This is a genomic window from Streptomyces canus 299MFChir4.1, assembly GCF_000383615.1.
GTDB classification, from domain to species: domain Bacteria; phylum Actinomycetota; class Actinomycetes; order Streptomycetales; family Streptomycetaceae; genus Streptomyces; species Streptomyces canus_C.
In genome coordinates this window covers 101770-115552 of sequence record NZ_KB911588.1, presented here as the reverse complement: position 1 = coordinate 115552, position 13783 = coordinate 101770, and the positions used below count along the sequence as shown (strand labels likewise).

At 71.1% G+C, this 13783-nt stretch carries 16 protein-coding genes; 4 read left to right on the top strand and 12 right to left on the bottom strand.

Translation table 11 applies throughout. From position 1 onward, the window contains the following. Positions 1–282: 282 nt before the first annotated feature. The 4 genes from H293_RS0118365 to H293_RS0118350 form a co-directional block, all read right to left on the bottom strand. Entirely contained in the window at positions 283–531 is a 249-nt protein-coding gene (locus tag H293_RS0118365) for a CBS domain-containing protein (RefSeq protein ID WP_020119328.1), read from the bottom strand. A 49-nt stretch (positions 532–580) separates the two neighbouring features. After that, entirely contained in the window at positions 581–2053 is a 1473-nt protein-coding gene (locus H293_RS0118360; RefSeq protein WP_020119327.1) for a DEAD/DEAH box helicase, read from the bottom strand. Positions 2054–2228: 175 nt separating this feature from the next. Then, entirely contained in the window at positions 2229–2432 is a 204-nt protein-coding gene (locus H293_RS0118355; RefSeq protein ID WP_020119326.1) for a cold-shock protein, read from the bottom strand. 370 nt (positions 2433–2802) lie between these two features. Beyond that, positions 2803–3468 carry a TetR/AcrR family transcriptional regulator gene (locus H293_RS0118350; RefSeq protein ID WP_020119325.1) on the bottom strand — a complete coding sequence of 222 codons (666 nt, stop codon included), beginning with the start codon at positions 3466–3468 and terminating at the stop codon, positions 2803–2805. Positions 3469–3569: 101 nt separating this feature from the next. Here H293_RS0118350 and H293_RS0118345 point away from each other — a divergent pair, with 101 nt between their 5' ends. From H293_RS0118345 to H293_RS0118330, 4 genes are all read left to right on the top strand, one after another. Then, entirely contained in the window at positions 3570–4604 is a 1035-nt protein-coding gene (locus H293_RS0118345; RefSeq protein ID WP_033415493.1) for a medium chain dehydrogenase/reductase family protein, read from the top strand. A gap of 46 nt (positions 4605–4650) precedes the next feature. Continuing rightward, positions 4651–5271 (top strand): SRPBCC family protein, encoded by a 621-nt coding sequence (locus H293_RS0118340; protein ID WP_020119323.1) that lies wholly within the window; start codon positions 4651–4653, stop codon positions 5269–5271. 99 nt (positions 5272–5370) lie between these two features. After that, positions 5371–6435: a right-handed parallel beta-helix repeat-containing protein gene (locus H293_RS0118335; protein WP_033415478.1), complete on the top strand. Its 1065-nt coding sequence runs from the start codon at positions 5371–5373 to the stop codon at positions 6433–6435. A 42-nt stretch (positions 6436–6477) separates the two neighbouring features. Beyond that, a complete protein-coding gene (locus tag H293_RS0118330) occupies positions 6478–7506 on the top strand; it encodes a methyltransferase (RefSeq protein ID WP_028807959.1) in 1029 nt (342 codons plus the stop codon). A 77-nt stretch (positions 7507–7583) separates the two neighbouring features. On the opposite strand, the gene H293_RS0118325 is transcribed toward H293_RS0118330, so the two are convergent. The 8 genes from H293_RS0118325 to H293_RS0118290 form a co-directional block, all read right to left on the bottom strand. Further along, on the bottom strand, positions 7584–7916 hold the full coding sequence (locus tag H293_RS0118325) for a TcmI family type II polyketide cyclase (protein WP_028807958.1): 333 nt from the start codon (positions 7914–7916) through the stop codon (positions 7584–7586). Positions 7917–7936: 20 nt separating this feature from the next. After that, the gene (locus tag H293_RS0118320; protein WP_020119319.1) at positions 7937–8416 is read right to left on the bottom strand and encodes an SRPBCC family protein; all 480 of its coding nucleotides are present in this window, start codon (positions 8414–8416) and stop codon (positions 7937–7939) included. A 1-nt stretch (position 8417) separates the two neighbouring features. Further along, complete coding sequence (locus tag H293_RS0118315) at positions 8418–8675, bottom strand: acyl carrier protein (RefSeq protein WP_020119318.1); 258 nt, start codon at positions 8673–8675, stop codon at positions 8418–8420. Between the two features lie 56 nt (positions 8676–8731). Continuing rightward, entirely contained in the window at positions 8732–9982 is a 1251-nt protein-coding gene (locus H293_RS0118310) for a ketosynthase chain-length factor (protein ID WP_020119317.1), read from the bottom strand. Further along, positions 9979–11247 (bottom strand): beta-ketoacyl-[acyl-carrier-protein] synthase family protein, encoded by a 1269-nt coding sequence (locus H293_RS0118305; protein ID WP_020119316.1) that lies wholly within the window; start codon positions 11245–11247, stop codon positions 9979–9981. Before H293_RS0118305 ends, H293_RS0118310 begins: the two co-directional genes overlap by 4 nt. Next, entirely contained in the window at positions 11244–11696 is a 453-nt protein-coding gene (locus tag H293_RS0118300; RefSeq protein WP_028807957.1) for a cupin domain-containing protein, read from the bottom strand. Before H293_RS0118300 ends, H293_RS0118305 begins: the two co-directional genes overlap by 4 nt. Before the next feature lie 67 nt (positions 11697–11763). Next, positions 11764–12921 carry a SchA/CurD-like domain-containing protein gene (locus tag H293_RS0118295; RefSeq protein ID WP_020119314.1) on the bottom strand — a complete coding sequence of 386 codons (1158 nt, stop codon included), beginning with the start codon at positions 12919–12921 and terminating at the stop codon, positions 11764–11766. Positions 12922–13072: 151 nt separating this feature from the next. Continuing rightward, positions 13073–13777, bottom strand: a complete 705-nt coding sequence (locus H293_RS0118290) for a class F sortase (RefSeq protein WP_028807956.1) — start codon at positions 13775–13777, stop codon at positions 13073–13075. Between the last annotated feature and the right edge of the window lie 6 nt (positions 13778–13783).

Below are 13783 nucleotides of genomic sequence, written 5' to 3'. Positions count from 1 at the left end.
CGCGTCGGGCCGGGCGATCCTGATGGCGTCTGCTCCTCCGTCCTTCCTCTGAACCACTTACTCGTGAACGGGTACTGCGGTACTGCCACCCGCCAGTTCGTGTCTGCCGGGTCTCGCTTGACCATGTCTACGAGAAAAACAGTAACCGCGCCAGGAGCCAATGTCTACTCTGGCAAGAGGAGATTTTGGCGTTCGAGAGTCGCAGATACGACGATGGGGCCCTGCCGACGCGCGTCGGCAGGGCCCCATCGGGCCTGTGCGGTGGATCCGGGGTGGGACCGATCAGCCGGCGAGGCTGAGGACGTCCCGCAGTCGGAGCCGGTCCGTGTAGGAGGTGCTGTCCCGGAGGACGGCGAGTCCGGCCAGGGTGACCAGGCCCGTGCGCTGCTCGTCGCCGTCGCAGAGGACGAGGTGATCGACGCCGGCACCGGCCATGAGGGACAGCGCCACCTCGACCGTCATGTCGTCACTGACCTGGGGTCCGGTCCCCTGCCTGTCGAGGACCACGTGGGGCGTCCGGCTCGGCGTCATGGGTGCCTCCTACGGGAAAGGGGTGGGTTGGTCGGTGGGCGCGGCCGCCCTAGGCGGCGGAACCGAAGCCGGTCCGCCGCGGCGCACCGCGACGGGGCGCGGCGCCCGCGGTGCGCCCCTGTCCCGCCTGGCCCCGGCGCCCACGACGGCCCCGGGACGAGGACGAGGAGGAGGCGCCGCGGGGGCGTTCCGCCGGCGGCGAGGTGATGACGACCGGGATACCGGAAGGGGCCTGGGCCCCGGTGATGCGGCTCAGCTCCGCCTCGCCCGAACGCACCTGGGCGACGTGAGGGGTGATGCCCGCCGAGATCATCAGCCGGTTCATGCCACGACGCTGGCCGGGGGTCACCAGGGTGACGACGCTGCCGGACTCACCGGCGCGGGCCGTACGACCGCCGCGGTGCAGGTAGTCCTTGTGGTCGGTGGGCGGGTCCACGTTGACGACCAGGTCGAGGTTGTCGACGTGGATGCCGCGGGCCGCGACGTTGGTCGCCACCAGCACGGTCACGTGCCCGGTTTTGAACTGGGCGAGGGTGCGCGTGCGCTGCGGCTGGGACTTGCCGCCGTGCAGGGCCGCGGCACGGACACCGCTGCTCAGCAGGTGCTTGGTCAGCCGGTCCACCGCGTGCTTGGTGTCCAGGAACATGATCACCCGGCCGTCGCGGGCGGCGATCTCGGTGGTGGTCCGGTTCTTGTCCGTGTCGTGCACGTGGAGGACGTGGTGCTCCATCGTGGTGACCGCTCCCGCGGAGGGGTCGACCGAGTGGACGACGGGGTCGTGCAGGTAGCTCCGCACCAGCCGGTCGACGTTGCGGTCCAGGGTGGCGGAGAACAGCATCCGCTGCCCGCCCGGACGCACCTGGTCGAGCAGTGCGGTGACCTGCGGCATGAAGCCCATGTCGGCCATCTGGTCGGCCTCGTCGAGGACCGTGATGGCGACCTCGTTCAGCCGGCAGTCGCCCCGGTCGATGAGGTCCTTGAGCCGCCCGGGCGTCGCGACGACCATCTCGGCCCCGGCGCGCAGCGCACCGGCCTGCCTGCCGATGGACATACCGCCGACGACGGTGGCCAGCCGCAGGTTCACGGAGCGGGCGTAGGGGGTGAGCGCGTCGGTGACCTGCTGCGCGAGCTCACGGGTGGGGACCAGGACGAGAGCGAGCGGCTGCCGCGGCTCGGCCCGGCGTCCCGCCGTACGCGCCAGTGCGGCGAGGCCGAAGGCCAGGGTCTTGCCCGAGCCGGTGCGGCCGCGGCCGAGGACGTCACGGCCGGCCAGCGAGTTCGGCAGCGTGGCCGCCTGGATCGGGAACGGCGCGGTCACGCCTTCGTGGCCCAGCGTGGCCAACAGCTGGGCGGGCATGGCGAGATCGGCGAACGACTCGACCGCGGGCAGCGCGGGCGTGATCGTCCTGGGCGGTGCGAACTCGCCCTGTACGGTCTGCCGGTTTCCGTGCGTCCTGGAACCGGAACCACGGTTCGGACCGCCGGAGCGGCCACGGGTGGAGTTCGAGCGTGTGCGATTCATGCGAAACCTTCCTTGATGCGGCGCGTATCAAGGAATTCACGCAGCCGATGAGCGGCGCAGAGAATCGCGAGAACGAACCGAAGGCGATGGGAGATGCGCCCTGAAATGCGCGAGCTGGGGCCCGCACCCCTAGGTGCGGGCCCCAGCTGCGAAATATGCGCGGCAGTGCCGGTGATCAGGCGGGAACGATGTTCTCGGCCGTCGGGCCCTTCTGGCCCTGCGCGATGTCGAAGGACACCTTCTGGCCTTCGAGCAGCTCACGGAAGCCCTGCGCGGCGATGTTCGAGTAGTGGGCGAAGACGTCGGCGCCGCCGCCGTCCTGCTCGATGAAGCCGAAGCCCTTTTCCGAGTTGAACCACTTCACGGTGCCAGTAGCCATGTCATATCTCCTTCGGAGGCGGTTTCGGAATTCACCCTGCGTGAATTCCGTGTCGCCGTGCTGATTAACCCGTCGGAAATAAACCTTCTGGCAACCACACCTGCAACTGAGATCGACAGTAGCACGGTGCGATCGGCCCTGTGCGGACGATGATTTTCGACCCGGTCGGTGTTCGGGGAATACGGGCCGTGCCCCGGAGCTATTTCTCATTTCGTGGGCACAGATATTGCGATCCCCTGGACGTGGCCTACCTCCCGCGCAGACCCGCCGCACCCCTGTGACCTCCGGTGACGGGCGTTGTGCCGCCGACATCGGCGCCGGTGCACGGAAGCGCGGTGGAGGGACCGGAACTCCGTGATCACGACGAACATCACATCCCGTCGCCCTTCGGGCCGGTCAGCTCGTCCAGTTCGGCGGCGTAGAACCGCGCGGGGTCGAATCCCATCCCGGTGAAGTGGCCGGCGAGTTCCAGGGACAGGGCGCCGTGCAGCCGGGTCCAGAAGGCCAGGGCCCGGTGCAGGGTCGCGGCCGGGGCGGGGTGGCCGTCCGCCCAGTCCCGGTGCTCTTCGAGGTGGGCGTCGAACGCTGTCGCGGTGCCGTTCGGCGGCAGCTCGGCGAAGGCGTCCAGGATCGTCGCCATGACCTCGGACGCGATCGCGGTGATGTCGTCGGGCGCGTGATAGCCGGGGACGGGCGTGCCGAAGATGAGGAAGTAGCGCTGGGGGTCCTCCAGAGCCCAGGTCCGCAGGGCGCTCGCCAGCGTGCTCACGTCGGCGCCGGGCCGGGAGGAGGCGGCGCGGAGGGTGTCGGCGAGGCTGCGGTACGCGTCCCTGACCAGCTCGGTGATCAGCTCGTCGCGCCCGGCGTAGTACCGGTACAGCGCGGGTCCGCTCATCCCCAGCTGCTTGGCGATCGCGTTGAGGGAGAGCGCGGACGCGCCCGCCGTGGCGATCTGCTCCCACGCGCGTTCCTTGATCTCCGTCCGCACCTGGGCGCGGTAGCGCTCGCGCGGGGTCTTCGCTTCCTGATTCACCATTGTTAGAGGGTATCACTGAAGTTATTGACACTCTCGATCCCGTCGAGTTATAACTTCTAACGAACGCGAAGCCGAGTAACAAACCGTCTGTGGAGGTCGTCATGAACAGCGAAGGACTCGTCGAGGTCGTCCTGCCGGGCAAGGTCGAGCCCGAGGGGCTGGAGATCCGGCACGGAGCCGTCCCCGCCGCGGGCCCCGGCCAGGTCGTGATCCGCATGGAGGCGACCGGCGTCTCCTTCGCCGAGCAGCAGATGCGGCGCGGTCGCTACTACGACCAGCCGCCCTTCCCCTTCGTCCCCGGCTACGACCTTGTCGGCACCGTGCAGGCGACCGGCGAGGGCGTCGATCCGGACCTGGCCGGCACCCGGGTCGCCGCCCTGGTCAAGGTCGGCGGCTGGGCCAGCCACGTGCGCGTCGACGCCGCCGACGTGGTGCCGGTGCCCGACGGCATCGGCGCGGCGCAGGCCGAGACCCTCGTCGTCAACGGCATCACCGCCTGGCAGATGCTGCACCGCAAGGCCCGCGTCCGCGCCGGCCAGACCGTCGTCGTGCACGGCGCCAACGGCGGCGTCGGCTCGGTCCTGGTCCAGCTCGCCCGGGCCGCGGGCGCCCAGGTGATCGGTACGGCGTCCCCGCGCCACCACGACGCCCTGCGGGAGCGGGGAGTCGTCCCCGTCGACTACCGCGCCGACGACCTGGCCGCACGGATCCGCGCCCTCGCCCCGCGCGAGGGTGTCGACGCCGTGTTCGACCACGTCGGCGGCCACGGCATCGTCGACTCCTGGCGCCTCCTCGCCCCCGGCGGCACCCTCGTGTCGTACGGCAGCGCCGCCACCCGTGACGCCGAGGGCTCCAAGCAGTGGCCCGTGCTGAAGCTCCTCGGCCGGGTGTGGCTGTGGAACACGCTGCCCAACCGCCGCCGCGCCTGCTTCTTCAACGTGTGGGCCGGCCGCGCCCTGGCCAGGAACCGGTTCCGGTCCCGGCTGCGCGCCGACCTCACCCAGGTCTTCGCCGCCCTCCAGCGCGGCGAGGTCACCGCCCGGATCGCCGCCCAGCTGCCGCTCGCCCGCGCCGCCGACGCCCTGCGGCTGGCCGAGTCCGGCACCGTCGCCGGAAAGGTCGTCCTCAACCCGTAGCGAGCAGACGCAAGGCCGAACCGACCGTCACCACGAAAGGAACCCCATGTCCCGCATCTCCCGGTCCCGCGTGCTCGCGGTCTCGCTCGCCGTCGCCGGTGTCCTCGTGAGCACCGCCCCGGTGGCGCAAGCGGCCCACCACGGCGAACCGTCCCGGTGCGGCGGACGCGGCGTCGACGCGGGCGCCCGCATCCGCTACGAGTCCGACGCCGTGATCAAGGCGCCGCTGAGCACCGTATGGAAGCTCCAGACCGACGTCGAACACTGGCCGACCTGGCAGCCCCCGGTGCTCACGGCCGAACGGCTCGATGCCGGCCGGCTCGCCGAGGGGTCGCGGTTCCGGTGGACGACCCCCGCGCCCGCCACCCCCACGACCCCCGCCACCACCCTCGGCATCACCTCCACGGTCCAGGAACTGCGGCGCCACGACTGCGTCCTGTGGAGCGGACCCGCGGTCGGTGAGGGGCTGCGCATCGACGAGGGCGTGCACCTGTGGACCTTCAGGAAGGTCAGAGGCGGTGTGCACGTCCACACCGAGGAGACCTGGACCGGCGCCCAGGTCGAGGCGGACGTCCCCACCGCCACGGCGGCCCTCGGCGCGGGCCTTGAAGCATGGCTGCACGACCTCGGGTCCACCGCCGAAGGCCGGCACACGACACGGCTGTAGCGCACACCGGGCCCGCACCCGTGACATGTCGCACCCGAGACACGCCCCCGGACGGTCTATCCCGCCGTTTGTGACCTTTCAGGACATAACGTGCTGAATATGATGAGATTTCATATCTCCCGCCTGGCATGCACCGTGGCGATCATCGGGGCGGTGTTCGGGGCCGCCCCGCCCGTCGCCGCCGCCGACCAGATGACCCATGTGGTCTTTCCCGGTCAGTCGATCCAGCGGGCGGTGAACGCCGCCGAGCCGGGCGACACCGTCCTGGTGACCCCCGGCACCTACCGCGAGAGCGTCACGGTGAGCACGCCCGGGCTCACCCTGAGCGGCACGGGCCGCGAGACCGTCATCGAGCCGGGCACGGACAAGGCCGCCAACCGCTGCGCCGAGGCCGGCAACGGCATCTGCGTGATGGGGACGAAGGAGCACGACATCGAGGGCGTCACCATCGCCTCCCTCACCGTGACCGGCTTCACCAGTACGGGCGTGTTCGCCATGGCGACCGACGGGCTGACCGTGCGGAACGTGACCGCCGTGAAGAACGGGGTGTGGGGAATCGCCCAGGAGCGTTCGGTGCGCGGGGTATTCCGGAAGAACACCGCCCGGGACAACGGCGACGCCGGCCTGTTCCTCGCCAACACGATCAAAGAGGAGGCGGGCGCCGCGGACACCGGAGGAACCCTGGTCGAACGCAACCGCCTGGAGGGCAACCGGATCGGCATCACCGTCCGGCGCCTGAGGAACCTCACCGTCGCGAACAACCACCTCACCGGCAACTGCGCGGGTGTCTTCGTCGTGGGCGACGAGAACAAGCCGAAGGCCGGTGCGCTGACCGTGCGCGACAACACCCTCGTCAAGAACAACAAGTCCTGCCCGAAGACCGCGCGGCTGGACGCGCTGCAGGGCTCCGGCATCGTGCTGACCGGCGCCGAGGACACCCTGGTGACACACAACCGGGTCATCGGCAACGTCGGCGCCTCGCCGCTGTCGGGCGGCATCGTCCTGTTCAAGAGCTTCGTGGGCACCACCAGCGAACGGAACCGGATCACCGACAACACGCTGGAGGGCAACGCCCCGGCGGACCTCGTCAACACGGACACCGGCAAGGACAACACCTTCACCCACAACACGTGCCGGGCCTCCCAGCCCGCCGGAATGTGCTGACCGGCCATGGTCACCCAGGAACTCGAAGAAGAAAGGCGGCCCATGACGACCGCTCAGACCGCCCCGCCGCCGTCCATGCGGCTCAGGGAGCTGGTGTTCGGCGCGGCCTGCGCGGCCGCCCTGCGCGCGGCCGCCCGGCTGGGTGTCCCCGACGCCCTCGACGACAGCCCCCAGACCGTGGAGGACCTCGCGGCCGCGGTGAAGACCGAGCCCAGGACACTGCGCCGGCTGATGCGTGCCCTGTCCTGCTACGGCGTCTTCGCCGAGCAGCCGGACGGGACGTTCGCGCACACCGACATGTCCCGGCTGCTGCGCGAGGACGACCCGAACAGCCTGCGCTCCATCGCGCTGTGGTGCACCGAGCCGTGGACCTGGGCCGCGTGGCCGATGCTGGACGAGGCGGTGCGCTCCGGCCGTAACGTCGTGGAGGACCTCTACGGCAAGGAGTTCTTCCAGTACCTCAACGAGGACGCCCCGGAATCGGCCGACGTCTTCAACCGCGCCATGACGACCTCCAGCGTGCAGTCCGCGCGGGACGTCGCGGACTTCCTCGACCTGTCGGGATGCGCGTCGGTGGCCGACATCGGCGGCGGGCAGGGCCATGTGGTGGCGAGCCTGCTGGAGAAGTACCCGACGCTCCACGGCACCCTGCTGGACCTGCCACGCGTGGTGGAGAACGCCGACCCCCGGCTGCGTCCGGGAGGCGCGCTCGCGGACCGGATGCGCCTGGTGCCCGGCGACTGCCGCGCGGCCGTCCCGGTCAAGGCCGATGTGTACGTCATCAAGAACATCCTGGAGTGGGACGACGACAGCACGACCCGCACCCTGCGCAACGTCATCGAGGCCGGCGGACCCGGAGCGCGGGTCGTGGCCATCGAGAACCTCGTCGACGACTCGCCGTCGATGCGGTTCAGCACCGCCATGGACCTGCTGCTGCTCCTCAACGTCGGAGGGGCCAAGCACACCACCGAGAGCCTGACCGGCAGGCTGACGGAGGCGGGCCTGGTCATCGACGACGTCCGCCCGGTCAACCCGTATCTGCACGCGTTCGACTGCACCGTCCCCGCCTGACGGCGGCGGATCCCGCGGACGCGCCTCGCCGGGCACGTGACCCTCACGTGCCCGGCGAGCGGCGGTCGTACGGCGGTTCAGGAGCCGGCGTCGCGCTCCCAGCGGTAGAAGCACCGCGCCATCGCGTCCTTCGGTGACCGCCAGGTCGCCGGGTCGTACGCGCTGACGTACGCCGCGAGGCGCTCGCTGATGTCCCGGAACTCCGGGTGTCCGGCCACCTTCGCGATGGCGGGCCCGGGGTCCTGCTCGGACTCGATGAGGTGCAGGTACACGTCGTCGAACTGGAAGAGGCTGCGCCGGGCGACCCCCACGAGGTGCGGCAGTTCGCCGCGGTCCGACTCCTCGAACACCTTGGCGATGTCGAGGGCCGACTCCGGGGCCATGCGGGCGACGATCAGGGACTGGTGCATCGTCATGTCCTCCGTCCCGCTCAGTCGGACAGCATCTGCACGGGCCGGCGCTCTTCGGCGGCCTGCTCGATGCGATCCCGGATCAGCGCCATCTGGACCTTGGAGTTCCGGTTGATGTTGTCCGTCATCCAGGCGTCGTCGACCGGCGCGTCCGGACGCATCGCGAAGTCCTGCGTCCACACCATCCGGGTGCCCTCGGACACCTTCTCGTACTGCCACACGATGTTCATGTAGGCGAAGGGCCCGGTCTCGACCCGGCGAGCGCGCACGGTGAGCGTGTCGGGGTCCGGCTCCCGCTCCGAGACCCAGCTCCACACCTTGCCGTCCTGGTCCGGGTGCATGGTCAGCCGGAACGTGGTCCTGTTCCCCTCCCGGGACAGGATCTCGGCGGAGGCGTACTCGCTGAACAGCTGCGGCCAGCTCTCCACGTCGTTGGTCATGTCCCAGACCAGGTCCAGCGGGGCCGCGATGGTGATCTCGTTCTGCGTGTGTCCGGTCATCTCAGGCTCCCGCGAGAAGCGCGCTGTTGACGAGTTCGAGGAACTGCCGGGGGCTCTTGCTCTTCTCGGCGTCGGGGGGCATCGGAGTGCCGTAACGGTTCTCCAGCTCGCCCACGATGCCGAGCAGACCGAGCGAGTCGAGGCCGAAGGCGTCGAAGCCGGAGTCGCTGCGCTGCTGGAGCTCGTCGGGGGCGACGGTGACTCCGGCGGCCTTCTTCATGAGCTCGGCCAGCTCTTCCACGGTGATGCGATCACTCATGGGGTTCTCTCCTTGGGTCGTGATGTTCTGTGGTGACGGGTGGTCGAGAGGCCTCGCTACGAGGCGCCGGCGGCACCGCGCCGTAGCACCAGCGCCGCGTTCGACCCCATGAGTCCTCGGCTGAGGACCAGCGCCGTGCGCACCTCGGCGGCCCGCGCGCGGACGGTGACGAGGTCGAGGTCGTGGCAGACGTCGAAGACGTTCGGGGTGGGCGGGATCACCCCGTGCTCCATCGCGAGCACCGCGGTCGCGACGTCCAGCACGGGAGCCGCGCCGTAGGCCCGGCCGACGGCGGTCTTCGGCGCCGTGACGGGCACGCGGGTGCCGTGCTGGCCGAGGGCGTCCGCGATCGCCAGCGCCTCGGCGCGGTCGGCCTCCGGGACCCCGAGGGCGTCGGCGAAGACCACGTCGATCTCCTCCGGCGCGCACCCGGCCTCGTCCAGGGCGCCCCGGATCGCCTGGGCCAGTCCCTCCCGGGACTCCTGCCAGCGGGAGGCGCCGGTGAACGTCGCCGCGTGTCCCGCCAGCGTGGCCCGCACGGGCACGCCCCGTTCCCGGGCCGAGCCCTCGGCCTCCACGACGAGCATCGCACCGCCCTCGGCGGGCACGAATCCGCAGGCCGCGGTGGTGAACGGGCGGTAGGCGCGGTCCGGTTCGTCGACGCTGCTCAGCTCCTCGTAACCGAGCTGGCAGACCATCGAGTAGGGGGCCAGCGGCGCCTCGGTCGCGCCGGCCACCATCACGTCGGTGCCGCGCCGCACGGCCCGCGCCGCGTGCGCCAGGGCGTCCAGACCGCCCGCCTCGTCGGAGGCGACCACCCCGCAGGGGCCCTTGAGGCCGCGCCGGATGGAGATCTGGCCGGTGCTCGCCGCGTAGAACCAGGCGATGGACTGGTACGGCCCGACGAACCGGCTTCCCTTGCCCCACAGTTGCTGCAGCTCGCGCTGCCCGAACTCACCGCCGCCGGACCCGGCGGCGGTGACCACGCCCACGGAGAACGGCGCGGCCTCGGTGTCGGACCGGCCGAGCCCGGCGTCGTCCAGCGCCAGGTCGGCCGCGGCCATCGCGAAGTGCGTGAACCGGTCGGTCTGGACGAGGTAGCGCTCCTCGATCGCCGACTGCGGATCGAAGTCCCGGATCTGGCCGGCCACCCGCAGCGGCAGGTGCTCGCACCCGTCACGGGTGATCCGGTCCAGGACGGCGACACCCTCCATGGTGGCCTTCCAGAAGGCCTCGGTGTTGATTCCGTTGGGCGCGACCACGCCGATTCCGGTGACGGCCGCGCGCCGGGGGTGCGGTGCGCTCATTCGGTCTTCTCCCTCGGCAGGGTCATGATCACCGCGGACTGGAAGCCGCCGAACCCGCTGCCCACCGAGAGCACGCTGCGCAGTTTGCGCTCACGGGCGACGCGCGGCACGTAGTCCAGGTCGCAGTCGGGGTCCGGGGTCTCGTAGTTCGCGGTGGGCGGGACCACCTGGTGGGCCAGGGCCAGCGCGCAGGCCACCACCTCGATCGCCCCGATCGCGCCCAGGGAGTGGCCCACCATGGATTTGATGGAGCTCATGGGCGTGTCGTAGGCGTGCGCGCCCAGAGCGCGCTTGACCGCGGCCGTCTCGTGCCGGTCGTTCTGCAGGGTGCCCGACCCGTGCGCGTTGACGTAGTCGATCGCCGTGGCGTCGAGCCGGGCCTGGCCGAGGGCGTCCTCGATGGCCCGGGCCATCTCCAGGCCCTCACCGGTCAGACCGGTCATGTGGTAGGCGTTGCCGAACGTGGCGTAGCCGCCGATCTCGCAGTACACGTGCGCGCCGCGGGCCCGTGCGTGTTCCAGTTCCTCCAGGACGAGCACCGCTCCGCCCTCGCCCATGACGAACCCGTTGCGCCGGGCGTCGAAGGGGCGTGAGGCGTGGGCGGGGTCGTCGTTGCTCGGGGAGGTGGCCTTGATCGCGTCGAAGCAGGCCATGGTGATCGGTGAGATCGGCGAGTCCGAGGCGCCGGCGATGCACACGTCGGCCCTGCCCTCCTCGATCGTGTGGAAGGCGTAGCCGACGGCGTCGAGACCCGAGGTGCAGCCGGTGGAGACCGTCTGCACCGGCCCGCGGGCCTCGAACCGCTCCGCCACCGCCGAGGCGAGGGTGCTCGGCGAGAACGCCCGGTGCAGGTGCGGACCGGCCTCCCGGTGGTCCACGTCCCAGCGCTGCCCGCCGTGGCTGACCAGGACGTAGTCGTTCTCCAGCCGGGTGGTTCCGCCGACCGCGGTGCCCAGGGAGACCCCTACCCGCCACGGGTTCTCCGCGGCCAGGTCGAGACCGGAGTCCCGCACCGCCTCCGCCCCGGCGACCAGGGCGAACTGCAGGTAGCGGTCGCACCGGGCGATCTGCTCCGCGTCCAGCCCGTGGGCCGCCGGGTCGAAGTCGCACTCGGCGGCGATCTGCGAACGCAGCCCGGACGGGTCGAAGAACGTGATGCCGCGGGTCGCCGTACGACCGCTGGTCAGCAGATCCCAGAACGCCGGGACACCGATGCCGCCCGGGGCGACGATCCCTATGCCGGTGACCGCGACGCGCCTCCTCATGAGCGCAACCCGGATCGCTCGGCCGCCCCGCCGGCGTGGACCGCCTCCGGGATCGGCATACCGTCGGCGTCCTCGGTGTCGACGTGTCCGAGCGGCGGGCTCGGGGCCAGCGGGCCGAGGTGGAAGACCATGCGGGCCTCCACGTTGCCCACGTTGCGGAAGCGGTGCCGCATGTGGGACGGGATCAGGAGCCCCTGCTCGGGCCGCAGTTCATGGGGCTCGCCGTCCAGGTCCACCTCGAGCTGCCCGCACACCACATAGATGAACTCCTCGGAGTACGGGTGGTAGTGCTCGGCGATGCGGTCGCCGGGCTGCACGATGGCCACGCCCATGAAACCGCTGGTGGAGCCGACCGTGGCAGGGGTGAGCATGGCGCGCAGGTCGCCCCCGCGCCGGGTGTTGGGCTCGACCTCGCTGAGATCCACAACTCCGGGATGACGTTTGATCACGACGTTCCTCCGAACAGGTGCTGCATCGACATGAGGGCGTGGCCGGTCACGGCCCGGGGCCGGTGGATCAGGCGTCGGGCGCGCGGCGGTCGGTGACGAGGTCCATGCGGGAGACCGCGAGGAGGTGAGCGGGGGAGCTGTCCCGCAGCGCCGGACCGTCCACCCCGAGGGCTTCGGCGTCGAGGAGGGCCGTCAGCTCGGCCGCCCGGCCGTGATCCGTGAGACCGAGGACGGGGCCGGGGTCGCTGTCGAGGGGGCCGCGCACATCGACCAGCCGCATCACGACGTCGTCGCGCTGGAAGATCGTGCTGCGCAGCACCGGTCCCCGCGGATCGTCCGCCGCCGCCTCGTCCTGCCGGGCGAGCAGCTCGGCAAGCTGCATGCCGCACCCCTCGCGGGCGGGGTAGTACAGCGCGTGCCGCACCGCCTCCGGGCTCTCCTGTCCGGCCGTCACATGGTGGACGGCGGGCAGCGCCGCGCGGGTGAAGAAGACCCGGGCGGACTCGGGGTCGTCCAGGTCCCGGTCCTGCTCCAGATAGGGGTTGATGGCTTCCTCGACGGCCCGCACCTCGGGCTGGCGGGCGACGTGGCGCAGCGCGGCGAGCAGGTCGCCCCGCACCTCGATGGCCCGGACCACCCGGTTGCCGTGCATGAACAGGGAGGTGCGGCACAGCCGGGTGGTGTCGTCGACCCGTGGTTCCGGCGAGGTGTAGCCGGCGAGGATCTCGGCGACGGTGGCCTCGCTGCCCGGCTTGACGGTGAAGGTGAGCGCGTGGCGGATGACTCCGTCACCGATCCTGGGCGCCGCCTGGAGCCGGCGCTTCTCGGGTCCGGTCGGCACCGCGGGGCCGCCGGTCTCGCGGACGATGTGGAAGCGCAGCGACCTGGTGTCCCGGACGCAGCTGTGCAGCGGCTGCACCATCCGCACGTGTTCCTCGCTGTTGACCCAGGTGAGGAACGGCGGGGCGCTCTCCCACTCGCTGGTGATGAGCCATTGGGAGGGGTTCTCGATGGACTGGCACAGCTGGTCGCTGACATGTCCGGGTACGGAGGCGACCTGGCTGCACAGGCTCTCGTACGCCTCCAGGAACTGCTGCTGGGCCCCGTCGTAGACGTCCACCAGCAGGACGACACGGAGCCTGGAGCCGTCGAACACGGACTGGGAGACCCGCTGCGACGCCTGTTGTGCGGGCGCTTTCGAAACACGGTCGGACGTGGTGGTCATCCTGCGCACATCTCCTTCGGGGGCAGGGGCGGACGAACGTCGGCCACGGGGCGTGACGTCGGCGTTCCTCGATCGTCAGCCCGCCCCGGGAAGCGCGCGACTCGGATGCACCGTGGGGGTGACCGGCGGTCCGGCGGCGGGGCGAGCGGGTTCAGAGCAGGTGGGCGAAGACCACGAGGTTGTCCTTGTAGTCCTTGGCCGTGTGGTCGTAGTCACCCGCACAGGTGATGAGCCGGACCTCGGGCCGGGCCGTGTCGTCGTACACCCGCCGGCTGGGGAAGTCGTCCTTCTCGAAGGTCTCCACGCTGTCGACCACGAAGGACGCTCTGCGCCCGTCGGCCCGGTCGACGTGGAAGACGTCCCCCTCCTCCAGTTCGCCGAGGTTCACGAACACGGCCGCCGAGGTGGCGGTGTCCACGTGCCCGGCGATGATCGCGGTGCCCGGTTCCCCGGGGGACACGCCCTTGGCGTGCCAGCCGACGAGGTTGGTGTCGTGGGCGGGAGGAGGTTCGAGACGGCCCGTGGGGCCGATGGCGAGATCCGTGAAGGGCGCGTCGACCGAGATCTTCGGAATGAGCAGACGTACCGGTCGCGAGCGCGGGAGTTGCCTGCCCGCCGGCTGTCCGGCCGCCTGTCCGGGCGGTCGGGCCGACGCGACCGGCACGGAGGCGGGTACGGCCAGCGGCGGCCGGGAGGCCTCGGGCGAGGATCCCCCGTTTCCGCCGAACAGGCTCACCGCCAGCACCAGGACCGCCGCGGCGCCCAGCATCACCTTGGTGTGGGATCCCCCCTCGCCGCCCGGGGCGGGATCGTCGGGGCCGGGACTGTCTGCGGGGGACGGAGGACCAACTGCCATCGGGCA